Origin of the sequence: Gordonia sp. (in: high G+C Gram-positive bacteria) (genome assembly GCF_047606305.1) — a bacterium.
Taxonomy (GTDB): Bacteria; Actinomycetota; Actinomycetes; order Mycobacteriales; family Mycobacteriaceae; genus Gordonia.
The window spans coordinates 1-13679 of sequence record NZ_JASGER010000086.1 but is presented as its reverse complement, the minus strand read 5'-3'; the positions used below and the strand labels follow the sequence as shown (position 1 = coordinate 13679).

The 13679-nt window shown below is 69.5% G+C and carries 14 protein-coding genes; 7 read left to right on the top strand and 7 right to left on the bottom strand.

The genetic code is table 11. The features are described 5' to 3' along the window. Positions 1 to 23 precede the first annotated feature (23 nt). From fabG to QM634_RS12535, 4 genes are all read left to right on the top strand, one after another. Positions 24 to 764, top strand: a complete 741-nt coding sequence (gene fabG, locus QM634_RS12550; protein ID WP_415043114.1) for a 3-oxoacyl-ACP reductase FabG — start codon at positions 24 to 26, stop codon at positions 762 to 764. Then, complete coding sequence (locus tag QM634_RS12545) at positions 764 to 1630, top strand: MaoC family dehydratase N-terminal domain-containing protein (RefSeq protein WP_415043113.1); 867 nt, start codon at positions 764 to 766, stop codon at positions 1628 to 1630. The genes fabG and QM634_RS12545 overlap by 1 nt, the downstream gene beginning before the upstream one ends. Positions 1631 to 1643: 13 nt before the next feature. After that, complete coding sequence (locus QM634_RS12540; RefSeq protein WP_415043112.1) at positions 1644 to 2099, top strand: MaoC family dehydratase; 456 nt, start codon at positions 1644 to 1646, stop codon at positions 2097 to 2099. A 66-nt stretch (positions 2100 to 2165) separates the two neighbouring features. After that, on the top strand, positions 2166 to 3287 hold the full coding sequence (locus QM634_RS12535) for an NDMA-dependent alcohol dehydrogenase (RefSeq protein ID WP_415043111.1): 1122 nt from the start codon (positions 2166 to 2168) through the stop codon (positions 3285 to 3287). Positions 3288 to 3359: 72 nt separating this feature from the next. Here the strand turns inward: QM634_RS12535 and QM634_RS12530 are convergent, their stop codons facing one another. Then, positions 3360 to 3779 carry an ester cyclase gene (locus tag QM634_RS12530; protein WP_415043110.1) on the bottom strand — a complete coding sequence of 140 codons (420 nt, stop codon included), beginning with the start codon at positions 3777 to 3779 and terminating at the stop codon, positions 3360 to 3362. Positions 3780 to 3988: 209 nt separating this feature from the next. On the opposite strand from QM634_RS12530, the gene QM634_RS12525 reads away from it, so the two are divergent. After that, positions 3989 to 4177 carry a hypothetical protein gene (locus QM634_RS12525; protein WP_415043109.1) on the top strand — a complete coding sequence of 63 codons (189 nt, stop codon included), beginning with the start codon at positions 3989 to 3991 and terminating at the stop codon, positions 4175 to 4177. A 40-nt stretch (positions 4178 to 4217) separates the two neighbouring features. On the opposite strand, the gene QM634_RS12520 is transcribed toward QM634_RS12525, so the two are convergent. The 6 genes from QM634_RS12520 to QM634_RS12495 all read right to left on the bottom strand — a co-directional run bounded on the left by QM634_RS12520 (position 4218) and on the right by QM634_RS12495 (position 10923). Then, positions 4218 to 5648, bottom strand: a complete 1431-nt coding sequence (locus tag QM634_RS12520; RefSeq protein WP_415043108.1) for an MmgE/PrpD family protein — start codon at positions 5646 to 5648, stop codon at positions 4218 to 4220. A 17-nt stretch (positions 5649 to 5665) separates the two neighbouring features. Further along, complete coding sequence (locus tag QM634_RS12515; RefSeq protein WP_415043107.1) at positions 5666 to 6361, bottom strand: GntR family transcriptional regulator; 696 nt, start codon at positions 6359 to 6361, stop codon at positions 5666 to 5668. Between the two features lie 62 nt (positions 6362 to 6423). Next, entirely contained in the window at positions 6424 to 7317 is an 894-nt protein-coding gene (locus QM634_RS12510) for an HpcH/HpaI aldolase/citrate lyase family protein (protein ID WP_415043106.1), read from the bottom strand. Further along, positions 7314 to 8513: a CaiB/BaiF CoA transferase family protein gene (locus QM634_RS12505; RefSeq protein WP_415043105.1), complete on the bottom strand. Its 1200-nt coding sequence runs from the start codon at positions 8511 to 8513 to the stop codon at positions 7314 to 7316. Before QM634_RS12505 ends, QM634_RS12510 begins: the two co-directional genes overlap by 4 nt. Beyond that, positions 8513 to 9736, bottom strand: coding sequence for an acetyl-CoA C-acetyltransferase (locus tag QM634_RS12500; RefSeq protein WP_415043104.1), 1224 nt, complete (start codon positions 9734 to 9736; stop codon positions 8513 to 8515). The genes QM634_RS12505 and QM634_RS12500 overlap by 1 nt, the downstream gene beginning before the upstream one ends. An 8-nt stretch (positions 9737 to 9744) precedes the next feature. After that, complete coding sequence (locus QM634_RS12495; protein WP_415043103.1) at positions 9745 to 10923, bottom strand: acyl-CoA dehydrogenase family protein; 1179 nt, start codon at positions 10921 to 10923, stop codon at positions 9745 to 9747. Between the two features lie 132 nt (positions 10924 to 11055). Between QM634_RS12495 and QM634_RS12490 the strand changes: the two genes are divergently transcribed. Further along, positions 11056 to 11895 carry an acyl-CoA thioesterase domain-containing protein gene (locus QM634_RS12490; protein ID WP_415043102.1) on the top strand — a complete coding sequence of 280 codons (840 nt, stop codon included), beginning with the start codon at positions 11056 to 11058 and terminating at the stop codon, positions 11893 to 11895. Between the two features lie 73 nt (positions 11896 to 11968). Continuing rightward, the gene (locus QM634_RS12485; RefSeq protein ID WP_415043101.1) at positions 11969 to 13438 is read left to right on the top strand and encodes an aldehyde dehydrogenase; all 1470 of its coding nucleotides are present in this window, start codon (positions 11969 to 11971) and stop codon (positions 13436 to 13438) included. Positions 13439 to 13679 lie beyond the last annotated feature (241 nt).

Here is a 13679-nt window from a genome sequence, read left to right as displayed (position 1 = left end):
ACACGACAGAAAAGGCATCGACAATGACCGGACTTCTCGAAGGCAAGACCGCGGTGATCACCGGCGCGGCGCAGGGCATCGGCCTGGCCATCGCCCAGCGCTTCGTCGACGAGGGCGCCAAGGTGGTCCTCGCCGACATGAACGCCGACCAGGTCGCGACGGCCGCGGCCGCGATCGGACCCGACGTCGCCGTCGGCGTGGCCGCCAACGTGACCTCCGCCGACGACGTCGCCGCGATGCTCAAGACCGCGGTCGACCGCTTCGGGTCGCTCGACGTCCTGGTCAACAACGCCGGCATCACCCGTGACGCCTCGATGCGGAAGATGACCGAGGAGCAGTTCGACCAGGTGATCTCGGTGCACCTCAAGGGCACCTGGCTGGGCACCAAGCTCGCCGCGGACATCATGCGCGAACAGGGCAGCGGCGCGATCGTGAACATGTCCTCGATCTCGGGCAAGGTCGGCAACTTCGGCCAGACGAACTACTCGGCCGCCAAGGCCGGCATCGCGGCCATGAGCAAGGCCGCGGCCAAGGAGGTCGCCGCCAAGGGGGTGCGCATCAACTCGATCCAACCGGGCCTCATCCGCACCGCGATGACCGAGGCGATGCCCAAGGAGGCGTGGGACTCCAAGATGGCCGAGATCCCGATGGGCCGCGCGGGCGAGCCCGACGAGATCGCCAAGGTCGCGGTGTTCCTCGCCAGCGACCTGTCGTCCTACATGACCGGCACGGTCCTGGAAGTGACCGGCGGGCGGTACATGTGATGACCTGGGAGCCGCACACCGTCACCACCGTCGAGCACCTGGACCCCGGTCCGGTGGCCGCGCTCGCGGCGCTGTTCGACGACGGTCTGCCGGCCCCCGCCCCCGGTGACCCCCTGCCGCCGCTGTGGCACTGGGTGGCCCTGCCCCGGTGGTCGCCCTCGTCGCAGTTGAGCGTCGACGGCCACCCGTTCCGCGGCTCCTTCCTGCCACCGGTCGAGCTCCCGCGCCGCATGTTCGCCGGCGGGTCGGTGGAGTTCGGCGGCACCCTGCGCGTGGGCGACGAGATCCGACGCGAGGCCACCGTCGAGTCGGTCACCGAGAAGGATGGGCGCAGCGGCAAGCTCGTCGTCGTCGTGACGTCGACGACGCTTTTCGCCCCCGACGGCTCGCCCGGGGTCGTCGAGAAGCAGAACATCATCTACCGTGAGGCCGCCGCACCCGGTGACGGCCCGAAAGCGGACCCCGGCCCGGCATCGAAAGCCACCCCGGTCGGCCCGCCGATCGTCGCGTCGGGCGTCGACCAGTGGGACTTCCGCACGGACCCCACGCTGCTCATGCGGTTCTCCGCCGCCACCGCGAACGCGCACCGGATCCACTACGACTGGCCGTACGCGACCGGGGTCGAGGGCTATCCCGGCCTCGTCGTCCACGGTCCGCTGATGACCCTCGCACTCGCGCAGACCCATCGCCTCGCCGGCGATGCCCCATTGGCCTCCCTGGCGCACCGCAACGCCGCGCCCCTGTTCTGCGGGCAATCGGCCACACTGCGCTCGCGCGCCACCGAGACCGGCAAGACTGTGGAACTGTTCGGCCCGCGCGGCATCGACGGCGGCGCCGGCACCGTTCTCGAACTGACACCCCGCTGAGGAAGGACCACCCATGGGACGCACATTCGGATCCGTCGACGAGGCGCGCGCGGCGATCGGCGAGGAGGTGGGCCCGGGCGAATCCCTCGTCGTCGACCAGGAGCGCATCAACCTGTTCGCCGACGCCACCGGCGACCACCAGTGGATCCACGTCGATCCCGAGCGCGCCAAGGACGGTCCGTACGGCACCACGATCGCCCACGGCTACCTGACCCTGTCGCTGCTCCCCGTCCTGGGCGCCGGGCTGCTCGACTTCGCCTTCGGCGGCGCGCGGATCAACTACGGCGTCAACAAGGTCCGCTTCCCCTCCCCCGTCCCGGTCGGCAGCACGCTCAGCGCGACCGCGACCCTGCTCGACGTGACCGAGAACCCGTCCGGTGCCGTCGCGACGATCAAGTACGTCGTGACCGCACAGGGCGCCGCCAAGCCCGCGTGCGTGGCCGAGTCTCTCGTGGTGATCGCACCCTGAACGGACGCGCGTGAGAACCCGATAAACAGAGGCGCCAACACCGCCTCGCGAAAGTGGAGGTAAGAGATGAAGACGAAAGCGGCGGTGCTGAAGACGTCACCGGGCGAGCTGGAGATCCTCGAGCTCGAGATGGACGACCTGCGCAAGGGCGAGATCCGCGTGAAGATGCGCGCCGCCGGCCTGTGTCACTCCGACGACCACTTCGCCAAGGGCACGCAGACTCCCGGCGTCTTCCCGATCGTGCTCGGTCACGAGGGTGCCGGCGTCGTCGAGGCCATCGGCCCGGACACCGACGGGTTCGAGATCGGCGACCACGTGGTCTTCTCCTTCCTCCCGGTCTGCGGGCGGTGCAAGTGGTGCTCGCAGGGCATGCAAAACCTGTGCGACCTCGGCGCCTTCCTGTCCACCGGGTCGCGCTTCGAGGATCCGGGCACCTACCGACTCTCCCTCGACGGTCAGCCGGTGGGCGCGCTGGCGAGCCTGGGCACCTTTGCCGAGCACGTCACCGTGTCGGCCATCTCGGCGATCAAGTACGACCCGTCGATCCCCTTCGAGGTGGCCTGTCTGGCCGGTTGCGGCGTCGGCACCGGATGGGGCGCGTCGGTCAACTCCGGTGAGGTGCAGCCGGGCGACGTCACCATCGTCATGGGCATCGGCGGAATCGGCATCAACGCCGTGCAGGGAGCCGCTCACGCGGGGGCCCGCGCGGTGATCGCGGTCGACCCCGTCGAGTTCAAGCGGGATTGGGCGATGAAGCTCGGGGCCACCCACGCCTTCGAGGACATCGACGCCGCCGCGGACTACGCCCGATCGATCACCAACGGCCAGGGCGCCGACCAGACGATCGTCACCGTCGGCATCACCACCGGCAAGCACATCGGCCAGGCACTGGAGGCCACCCGCAAGGGCGGCACGACCGTCGCCACCGGCATCGGCGACGCCACCGTCAAGGACGGCGACATCGACCTGCACCACCTGATCCTGATGCAGAAGCGGTTGCAGGGCTCCCTGTTCGGCTCCAGCAATCCGCTCGCCGACATCCCGGCCCAGCTCGACCTGTACAAGCAGGGCTACCTGCACCTGGACGAGCTGGTGACGTCGCGCTACCGCCTGGACGAGGTCAACCAGGGCTACGCGGATATGAACTCCGGCAAGAACCTGCGCGGGGTGATCGTCTTCGACGACTGACCCGGCGACGAATGGAATCGGTCCCCCCTGCCGCGGCCGCGGCAGGGGGACCGATGTCTGTGGGCCGGCGGCCTAGCCGCCGGCGAGTCCGAGCTGGCTCAGGAACGAGAGGTTGTCGTAGTAGACACGGTGGTCGGTCACTTTGCCGTCCTTGACCAGGAACGTGTCGATGAGGCCGAAGGTGACCGGCTTGCCGGTCGGCGGCACCTCGCCCTCGGCGGTGGCCAGCGGGCCGGTGTGGGTGCCGGTGAACACCTGCTCGGCGACGACGCCGTTCTCGTCGGCCCACACCTGGCGCGGGGTCAGCTTGATGTCGGGGAAGGCGGTGTAGAAGACCTCGATGGTCTGCAGCAACCCGTCGACGCCCTCGAAGGACGACCCGGGCATCTCCACCTTCACATCGTCGGCGAAGACGGTGCGGAACAGGTCCTTGTCGTGCGCCTCCAGGCCACGGTTGTGGACGTCGACGATCGGGTTGAGTTGGTCGGCCATGGACGGTCTCCTTCAGTCGTGTGGTGATCTGGCTTACAACCTAGGCTCGGCCGATTGGAATCACTGTCCAGGTTTGTGGACATTTCCGAGGCGCCAGCTCGGGCATGGTTTTCGGTGCGAGCGAGGGGTTGACAACTCTGATTATGGATAATATTTTATATGAAACTGGTCACAGTAATCGGAGGCGAGTGGTGAACATAGTCAGCGAGATGACGCAGCTGGCCCTCGCACGCCCCGGCCCCGACGCCCCGCCCGACGTGGTGTCCGCCTGGTACGCCGCCAAGGCGCGCCTGCACGCCCATCTCGCCTCGACCGACGGCCCGGAGCGGGCGCGCGCCGTCGCCCGGTGTGCCAAGGCGCAGCGGCGCGCCGAGACGGTTCTGACCGCACGCCGCTAGTCGCACGTGCCCGCGGCGCGCTGGTGCGGCGCGCCGGTGGTCAGGCGGTCGGACGGCAGAGCGCCATGACCTGCGCGGCGGTCATCGCCGGGTCCAACTCGCGCAACGTCGACAGCAGCGTGCGCGCCCCCGCCTCACCGAGGGTGTCGACGGTCAGCTCCAGGAACTTCGCGTCCTGCTCGTCCTCGGGCATCGGATTGGTGTCCGTGCCGATCGCACCGGGGACGAACACGTCCTCGTGCGACCCGTCGGCGAAGGTCACCGTCGCGTCGCCGACGAAGCGGCTCCCGTCCCGCTGCGCCAGCTCCTCCGACGGTTCGATGGTGATGCGTTTGGTGAGCGCCAGCACCGGCGTCATGTCGACGTCGCCGGCCAGGTAATCGCGGTGGACCCGGTAGCCGTTGCCCATGCCCAGCAGGGCGAAGGCCGCCTGGGTCGGCAGACTGTACTGGACGTGCTCGATGTTGCGCGGGGCAAAGGCGTTGGCGTTCTTGTTGCCGACCACCACGTCGAAGGCCGGGTGGATGCGCAGTCGGACGTCGGCGACGTCGGCGGCGCGGGCGCTGAACGGTCGCAGCGCATCGATGTACGCGTGGGTGCAGTAGCAGGCGCAGTAGGCCTTGAGCCAGTTGTCGGCGATCTCGAAGCGCCGATCGACCGTGAAGCGCTCCGGCCCGTCGTCGGCGGCCGGTCGACCGCAGAAGACCCGGAAGAAGCCCTTGTTCCCGGAGAGGAAGGCCCGCGGACCGGTGATGCCGGCGATCGCCATGTCGGCGGCCGACATGCCGCCGCGGGTGCCGATTCCGGCGTGGGCGCGTTTGATGGAGCCGCCGGTCGACGAGTATTCGGTGGTGCCGGACGCGTAACTGAGCGCGATCGCCAACGCGTGCAGCGTCGTCTCCGCGTCGAGCCCGCGGAGTTTCGCGGCGACGGTCGCGGCGCCGAAGACCGAGAGCACCGCGTGCGGCTGGTAGCCGCGGCTCAGCAACTCCGGCGAGGCGAGGACGCCGAGGCGGGCATACACCTCGTAGCCGGCGACCATGGCGGTGATGACCTCGCGCATCGTCGAGCCGAGCTCCTCGCCGATCGCCAGTGCGGCCGGGATGACGCAGCTGCCCGGATGGCTCTCGCTCGGGCCGTGGGCGTCGTCGTATTCGAAGCCGTGGCCGTAGGACCCGTTGACGAAAGCCGCGTCGATCGCGCTCATCGTCTCCGTCGACGCCGCCACACTGCTGGTGCCGGGGCGCTGCTGGGCCTCGATGTAGGCGAGGATCTGCGCCGACCACGGCATGTGGGAGATGCCGATCTGCAGCGACAGCTGATCGCGCAACAGCCGTCCGACTCCCGTCAGCGCCGCGGCGTCGAGGTCGTCGTAGGTCAGGTCCTGGATGAAGGAGACCACCGCCCGTTCCAGGGGCGGGCAGTCGTCGAGGGCGCCGCCGGAATCCGGTCGGCGTTGGTGGTCGGTCACGGTTGACTCCGTTTGGGTCAGTGACTCTCCGCCCACAGTCCTTGTTTGGCCAGCTGGGCGATGAGTTCATCGGCACCGGACATGATGTGTGCGCGCATCAGCTCGGCCGCGAGATCACCGTTGCGCTCGGCGAGCGCCTCGATGATCCGCGGGTGCGCCGCCATCGTGTCGTCGTTGTGCCCTTCGATGTCGTTGTAGAAGCGGTTGGGCAACTGCTTCACGATGCCGCCGAGCATCATCGCGAGACGCCGCGAATCGGCGGCGATGTTGATGGTCCGGTGGAAGTCGTGGCCGCAGCGGACGGTCGCCTCGTCGTCGCCGTCCTTCAGTGCCCGTTCGTGTTCAGCGAGGACCGCGCGCAGGTGGTCGAGTTGCTCGTCGGTGACGTTCTCGGCGGCCCGTCGGGTCAGCTCCGCGGCGAAGGCCGCCTGCGCCCAGAACAGGTCGCGGACGTCCTGCGGGCTGAAGGCGCTGACCACGAACCCGCGGCGGGGCACGAGTTCGACGAATCCCTCGCCGGCGAGGATCAGCAGACCCTCGCGGACCGGGGTGTTGCTGACGCCGACGGCGGCCGCGATCGGCTCGGTGCGCAGGAAGTCGCCCGGCAGGACGTTGCCGGAGATGATGAGCTCGCGGACGTAGGCCGCCACATCCTCGGACAGCTGTTGCCGTGCGCCCGAGGGCCGGGGGGCCGTCCCGTTGATCTCTGCCATCGCCTTCACCTTCCCGCGTTAGCGAACTTAATACATTATGCCGACCTCATCGGCCGATGCCGTCACGCCACACCGGCGATGGCATCGGCCAGGGCGATCACCTCCTCGGCGGTCTTCACGTGCGCGATGTCGACGTGCTGGCCCTCGAAGTCGACGGCCGAGCTGCCCGAAGCCTCGGCCTCGCGATAGGCGGCGATCAGGCGACGCGCGGTCGCGACCTCCTCGTCGCTGGGTCCGAAGACCTCGTTGGCGACCTCGACGTGCGACGGGTGGATGGCGACCAGTCCGCGATAACCGAGACGGCGGTTGTCCTCGCAGAAGGTGCGCAGCCCGTCGAGGTTCCGGATGTCCTGCCACACGCCCACGACGGGGTGGTTCAGGCCGTGTTGGCGGGCGGCCAGGTTGATCCGGCTCAGGATGTACAGCGTCTCGCGGCCCTCGGGGGTGAACTCGACACCCAGCGAGCGTCCGGCATCGGCATTGGGCCCGGTGGCGCCGAGTGCGGAGACCATCCGGTCACTGGCGGCGACGACGGCCTCGCACGTGCCCATCGCCTCGGAGGTCTCGAAGCAGGCGAGCAGCTTGACGTGGCCGTCGGGCAGGCCGCGCAGCTTCTCCACGTGGCTCAGCACCGCGTCGAGGCGCACGATGTCGCGCGCGTTGTAGATCTTGGCGAGGAACAGGCCGGTCAGGCCCGGGCGGACCACCGCCTCCAGGTCGCCGGCCATCAGCCCGGTCTCCTCCGGGTTGACGCGCACCCACAGGTCCGGGCGCACACCCTGCTCGGTGAGCCGGTCGATGGTCTCGGCGACGACGTCGCGGGCGGCGACCTTCTCGGCCGGCGGGACCGAGTCCTCGAGGTCGAGGATGACGGCGTCGGTGCCGGAGGCGACGCCCTTGTCGGCCCACGATCCCTTGTGGCCCGGGACGAACAGCATCGAACGGTACGGCTTCATTTCTTCTCCTTGGGGGTGTCGTGCTCGGGGTCGACGTAGATCACGCCGGCGGCGACCAGCTCGTCGATCCGCTCGGCGGGAACGGCTTGCGCCACGACCTCGCGGCTGTCCTCACCGACCCGCGGCGTGTGCGGGTCGCGATGGGGGCGGCTGCCGTCGAAGCGCCAGGGGGGCCGCACCAGTTGCAGTCCGTCCTTCTTGTCCTCGAGGAGCTCGAGGTGCTTGACCTGTTCGTTGTCGACGAAGTCGGACATGCGCAGCACGGGTGCGAAGGGGACGTCCTCGCGGGTGAGCACCTGCACCCAGTGGCTCATCGGCTGCGTGCGGAAGACGGCGGCGACCTCACCGGCGAGGGCCGCGTAGTTCGCCTCGCGGTGGCGGTACGGGGTGAACCGCTCGTCGACGGCGAGGGCGGGGCGGTCCATCGCGCGACACAGCGCCTCGAAGAACTTCTGCGACGACGACAGGTGCATCGCGACGAATTCGCCCGACGCGGTCTCAACGCAGAAGTTCTGCGCCTGCGGGTGCCGACTGGTGCGGTGCGGGTTCTTGCCGGTGTCGAAGTACTGGGTGATGCTGTCGGTCGTCAGCGTGGTGACTGCTTCCAGGATCGAGGTCTGCATGCTCTGCCCCCGACCGGTCTTCATCTTCCCGACGAGCGCGGCCAGCACGCCGCAGGCGGTGACCAGGCCGGACACCTGGTCGGCGGACAAGCCGCCGGCGAGCGTCGGGTGGCCCTCGTCGCCGAACTGCGAGTAGAGGCCGCCGTAGGCGTGGCCGATGGTGTCGTAGGCCGGGCGGTTGGCGAGCGGGCCGGTGTCGCCGAACCCGTTGACCTGGCCGAACACGATGCCCGGGTTGATCCGGCGGATCTCCGCCTCGGACAACCCCATGGCGTCGAGCTTGCCCGGACGCAGGTTCTCCAGGACCACGTCGTAGTGCGGGATGAGCGCCTTGAGGACCTCGATGGCCTCGGGTCGCTTGAGGTCCATCGACAGACTGCGCTTGCCCGAGTTGAACTGGCGGAAGTAGAAGCCCTCTTCGTTGTCGTGGCGGCGGAAGTCGTCGCCGCTGATCGGCTTCTCGACCTTCACCACCTCGGCGCCGAGCGAGCACAGCAGCGACGTCGCGAAGGGCAGCGAGATGTAGCCGCCGATTTCGAGGATGCGGATGCCGTGCAGGGGCTGGTCGGTCATCAGACGCCCTCGAAGGTCGCCGCCAGGCCCTGCCCGCCGCCGATGCACATGGTCGCCAGACCGGTGCCGCCGCCGCGCCGGTGGAGTTCGTGCAGCATCGTGGTCACCATCCGGACGCCGGTCGCACCGATGGGGTGGCCGAGCGAGATGCCCGACCCGTTGACGTTCACCCTGTCCTGGTCGTCCCACCCCCAGCCCTTGAGGACGGCGAGCACCTGGACGGCGAAGGCCTCGTTGAGTTCGACCAGGTCGGTGCCGTCGAGCAGCTCGCCGACGGTGGTGCCCGCCCGCTGGGCCAGTCGCGTGACGGCGGGTACCGGGCCGATGCCCATGCGGGCGGGGTCGCAGCCCGCGGCGGCCCAGCCGGTGAGGAAGCCGATCGGGGTGAGGCCGAGCTCGTCGAGCTTGTCCTCGGCGACGACCAGGCATGCGGCGGCCGCGTCGTTCTGCTGACTGGCGTTGCCGGCGGTGACGGTGCCGCCCGGCGTGACGGTGCGCAGTCGGGCCAGGGACTCGACGGTGGTGTCGGGCCGGATGCCCTCGTCGCGCGTGAAGGTCACCGGATCCCCTTTGGGCTTGGGCACGGTGACCGGCACGACCTCCTCGTCGAACTTCCCGGCATCCCACGCGGCGGCCGCCCGCTGGTGGCTGCGCGCGGCGTAGGCGTCGGCGGCCTCGCGGCTGATGTCGTAGTCCTGCGCAAGGTTCTCGGCGGTCTCGATCATCCCGGAGATCTTCCCGAACCGCTCCTCCGGCTGGGAACGCTCGCGGCCGCGGTCGAGGCGGTCGTAGAGCATCGAATTGCCCGCCCGTGACCCCCACCGCTGCGTCGTCGAGTAGTACTCGATCCGGCTCATCGACTCGACCCCGCCGGCCAGCACCACGTCGGCGCCACCGGTCTGGACCATCATCGCCGACGTGATCAGGGCCTGGAGGCCGCCGCCGCAGCGGCGGTCGAGCTGCATGCCGGGCACCTCGATGGGCAGACCGGCGTGCAGCGCCAGCCACCGCCCGACGCAGGGCACCTCGGAATTGGCATACGACTGGGCGAACACCACGTCGTCGATCCGGGCGGTGTCGATGCCCGAGCGCTCGACCACCGCCCGTACCGCGGTGGCGCCCAGATCCTCGACGGGCAGGTCCTTGAGGGCGCCGCCGAAGGTGCCGACCGGGGTGCGCAGCGGGGCGACGATCGCCGCGCGACGCAGTCCTTGCGTGCTCATCGGGCTCCTCAGATCTTGTTCCGGGCGATCAGCTGCGCCGCGATGACGTTGCGCTGGATCTCGTTGGTGCCCTCGCCGACGATCATCAGCGGGGCGTCGCGGAAGTACCGCTCGACGTCGTACTCCTTGGAGTAGCCGTAGCCGCCGTGCACGCGGATCGCGTCCAGGGCGATCTGCATGGCGGTCTCCGACGCGAACAGCTTGGCCATGCCGGCCTCCATGTCGGCGCGCTCGCCGCGGTCGAGCTTGTCGGCGGCGTCGACGGTGAGCAGTCGTGCGGCCTGCTGCTTGGTGGCCATGTCGGCGAGCATGTTGCCGACCGACTGGTGCTTCCAGATCGGCTTGCCGAAGGACTCGCGCTCCTGGGCGTACTTGGTGGCCGCCTCCAGTGCGGCCTGGCCGACGCCGAGTGCGCGCGAGGCGACCTGGATGCGCCCGACCTCCAGGCCGCGCATCATGTGGCCCCACCCCTTGTTGGGCTCGCCGCCGAGCACCGCGTCGGCCGGGACCTGCAGGCCGTCGAAGACGAGCTCACACGCCTCGACTCCGCGGTAGCCGAGCTTGGGCAGCTTCTTGGAGATGGTGAAGCCGTCACCGGGCTCGACGAGGATCACGCTCATGCCCTTGTGAGCGGGCTTGGCCTCGCGATCGGTGAGGCAGAGCAGGCCGAACAGGCCCGAGTGGGCGGCGTTGGAGATCCAGGTCTTCGAACCGCTGATCGTGTACCCGTCGGTTGATGGGCCAGCTCCGCTAGCTTCGTGGCGCCCGGGCGCGGCGTAGGTGCGCATCGCCTGCAGGTCGCTGCCGCCGCCGGGTTCGGTGAGGGCCATCGTGGCGCGGATGGCCCCCTCGGCCATCTTCGCGAGGTACTTGTCCTTCTGCTCCGGGGTGCCGAAGGTCTTGATGAGGTAGGTGATGACCGAATGGCCGCCGATCGCACCGGCCAGACTCATCCAACCGCGGGCCAGCTCCTCGCAGACGCGGGCGAAGCAGGCCATCGACACGTCGACGCCGCCGTACTCGGCCGGAGCGAGGAGGCCGAAGAAGCCGAGTCCCTTCATCTCCTCGATGAATTCCTCGGGGTAGACGTCGGGCTCGTCGAACTCCCGCACGTGGCCGACGACCCGCCGATCGATGAAGTCGCGGACGAGCGCGACCATTTCCTCTTCGTCCTTGGTCAGCGCCATGCGCCACCGCTCCCTTCGGGTTGGTCGTCTGGGCCGTGCGGGCGCCGAGTCGGCGGTCCGGCCATCGGTCAGTGATTATATATAATACACAAGCCAGCGTGTCCTACCTCACTTTGGTGGTACTCAGTAGACATGGCCCGCAGCCCCTGCTTTCGGCGCGACCCCTCCGGCGCCCTCCTCCCGACTCCCCGCGCCGGGAGTGGCTGGGGTGCCGACCACATGCGCGGGCTCGCGGTGAGCGGGGCATTGGCACGGGCCGCCGAGGCGGCGGCGATCGAGGTGGGCCGTGACGACCTGCGGCCGGTGCGCTGGACCCTCGACCTGTTCCGGGCGGCCAAGATGGTGCCGACGACCACCCGCACCCGCGTCGTGCACTCCTCGCGGCGGCTCCTGCTCGTCGACGCCGAGCTGCTCCAGGCCGGCCGGGCCGTCGCCCGCGCCGGCACCCTGTTCCTGCGCCCCGATCCGGCGGCCGCCCCCAGCGGGATCGCCCCGCACTGGCCGACGGTGGTGCCGCCGACGACCGACGGACAGGACCACCCGGACGACGTCGAGCGGATGTACCAGACCCCGGGTGGCCCCTGGGTGCCCGGTCGCCCGCCCACCGACCGCGAGCCGCTGAACCTCTGGCACTTCGAGATCCCGATCGTCGAGGGCGAGGAGCCGACCGCGTTCCAGAACACCGCGGCGATCTCCGACGTCGTGAACGCCACCACCAATGTCGGGCCGCAGGGACTGGCGTTCATCAACCCCGACGTGTCGCTGCTCCTGGCCCGCCCGGTGGTCGGGCCGTCGGTCGGACTGGCGTCGGTGGGCCGGGTGGAAGGCGACGGGCTGGCGGTGAGCACGGCGACGGTCTTCGACCGGCACGGACCGTGCGGAACGGTGTCGACGAGCGCGCTGAGCCAGCCGCCGATCGAGTTGGTCGGATCCCCGCTGCTGTGGTTGGGTCACACCAAGGACTCCCGATAACGCATTTTATATTGTACGGTATTTTGTGAGCCAGCTCATAGCGTGAGCGTTTGTTTTCGACGAAGGAGTGACCGTGGTCTGGCAAGGCAATTACGACAAGTTCTACATCGGCGGCAAGTGGGTCGCCCCCGCCACCGGCGCGACCTTCGACGTGGTCTCGCCCGCGACCGAAGAGGTCATCGCGACCGTTCCCAAGGGCGCCCCGGAGGACATCGACCGCGCCGTCGCCGCAGCGCGCACCGCCTTCGACTCGGGCCCCTGGCCCCGGATGTCGCTCGACGAGCGGATCGCCGTGCTGCGCAAGGTCAGCAAGCAGCTCGAAGAGCACCAGGGCGACGTCGCCGAGCTGGTCACCAGCGAGATGGGCTGCCCGATCACCCTCTCCACCGGCATGCAGTCCATCGGCACCCGCATGCTGTTGGACAGCTTCATCGACAACGCGCCGCTGGTGAACTGGAGCTCGACCCGCCAGGCGATCAACGGCAAGGCCCTCGTGACCCGTGTGCCGATCGGCGTCGTCGGCGCGATCGTGCCGTGGAACGCCCCCCTGCTGACCAGCATGCTCAAGATCGCCCCCGCACTCCTGTCCGGCTGCACGATGGTGCTCAAGCCCGCGCCGGACACCCCGCTCTCGGCCTACCTGCTCGCCGAGATGCTGGAGAAGGCGGGTCTTCCCGACGGCGTGGTCAACATCGTCGCGGCCGACCGCGATGCCGGCGAGCACCTCGTCCGCCACTCCGGCGTCGACAAGGTGTCCTTCACCGGCTCCACGCCGGCCGGCCGCCGCGTCGGCGAACTCTGCGGCCACGACATCCGTCGCGTCACCCTCGAGTTGGGCGGCAAGTCGGCGGCGGTGGTCCTCGACGACGCCGACCTCGACGCGGTCATCCCGTCCATCCGGGCGCTGTCCCTGCGCAACACCGGCCAGGTCTGCTCCAACAAGACGCGCATCGTCGTCGCCAAGTCCCGCAGCGAGGAGCTCTACGAGCGGATCACCGAACTGGTGAAGTCCATGCCGGTGGGCGACCCGTTCGACCCGGCGACCGAGCTCGGCCCGCTGGTCAGCGCGACCCAGCTCAAGCGCGTCGAAGGGTATGTCGACGCCGCCAAGTCCGCCGGCACCCGGCTGCTCGTCGGGGGTGGCCGGCCCGCCGGATTCGACCGTGGCTACTACGTGGACACCACCGTGTTCGCCGACGTCGACCCGGCGTCGACGATTGCCCAGGAGGAGGTGTTCGGCCCCGTCCTGACCGTCCACACCGCGGCCGACGACGACGAGGCGATCGCCATCGCGAACAACTCCCAGTACGGGCTCAACGGCTCGGTGTTCAGCGCCGACGACGAGCGCGCCCTCGGGGTCGCCCGCCGGATCCTCACCGGCACGGTCGAGGTCAACGGCAACGGCGCCGGGTTCTCCTCGCCGATGGGCGGCTTCAAGGCCAGCGGCATCGGCCGCGAGGGCGGCGTCGAGGGTTTCGACGCCTACACCGAGATCAAGGCCTACGGCATCTCCGAGGGCCTGTTCAACAGCCTGTCGGGATAACCCACCCCGACAGTCGAGCGCGCCGGAACCACCCCCTGGGTTCCGGCGCGTTCTGCTGCCCGAAGTGTGTCGGTTCTTGGACACTCGGCGCACCCGACGGTGGGCAGGATCGACGCATCGATCACGCCCCCGGAGGCCCCCATGTCCCAGCCCCTCCCCTCGACGACCCCGCGTCGCCGACTCCTCCGCCTCGTCGCCGCCGCGGTCACGGCCGGTGGCCTGGCCGCCGGGTCGGCCATCG

Bases quoted from the DNA above. Each gene is read 5' to 3' on its own strand.
- QM634_RS12535 (WP_415043111.1), top strand. From the start codon at position 2,166: ATGAAGACGAAAGCGGCGGTGCTGAAGACGTCACCGGGCGAGCTGGAG.
- fabG (WP_415043114.1), top strand. From the start codon at position 24: ATGACCGGACTTCTCGAAGGCAAGACCGCGGTGATCACCGGCGCGGCG.
- QM634_RS12490 (WP_415043102.1), top strand. From the start codon at position 11,056: ATGGCCCGCAGCCCCTGCTTTCGGCGCGACCCCTCCGGCGCCCTCCTC.
- QM634_RS12525 (WP_415043109.1), top strand. From the start codon at position 3,989: ATGACGCAGCTGGCCCTCGCACGCCCCGGCCCCGACGCCCCGCCCGAC.
- QM634_RS12540 (WP_415043112.1), top strand. From the start codon at position 1,644: ATGGGACGCACATTCGGATCCGTCGACGAGGCGCGCGCGGCGATCGGC.
- QM634_RS12500 (WP_415043104.1), bottom strand. From the start codon at position 9,736: ATGAGCACGCAAGGACTGCGTCGCGCGGCGATCGTCGCCCCGCTGCGC.
- QM634_RS12530 (WP_415043110.1), bottom strand. From the start codon at position 3,779: ATGGCCGACCAACTCAACCCGATCGTCGACGTCCACAACCGTGGCCTG.
- QM634_RS12510 (WP_415043106.1), bottom strand. From the start codon at position 7,317: ATGAAGCCGTACCGTTCGATGCTGTTCGTCCCGGGCCACAAGGGATCG.
- QM634_RS12545 (WP_415043113.1), top strand. From the start codon at position 764: ATGACCTGGGAGCCGCACACCGTCACCACCGTCGAGCACCTGGACCCC.
- QM634_RS12495 (WP_415043103.1), bottom strand. From the start codon at position 10,923: ATGGCGCTGACCAAGGACGAAGAGGAAATGGTCGCGCTCGTCCGCGAC.
- QM634_RS12505 (WP_415043105.1), bottom strand. From the start codon at position 8,513: ATGACCGACCAGCCCCTGCACGGCATCCGCATCCTCGAAATCGGCGGC.
- QM634_RS12515 (WP_415043107.1), bottom strand. From the start codon at position 6,361: ATGGCAGAGATCAACGGGACGGCCCCCCGGCCCTCGGGCGCACGGCAA.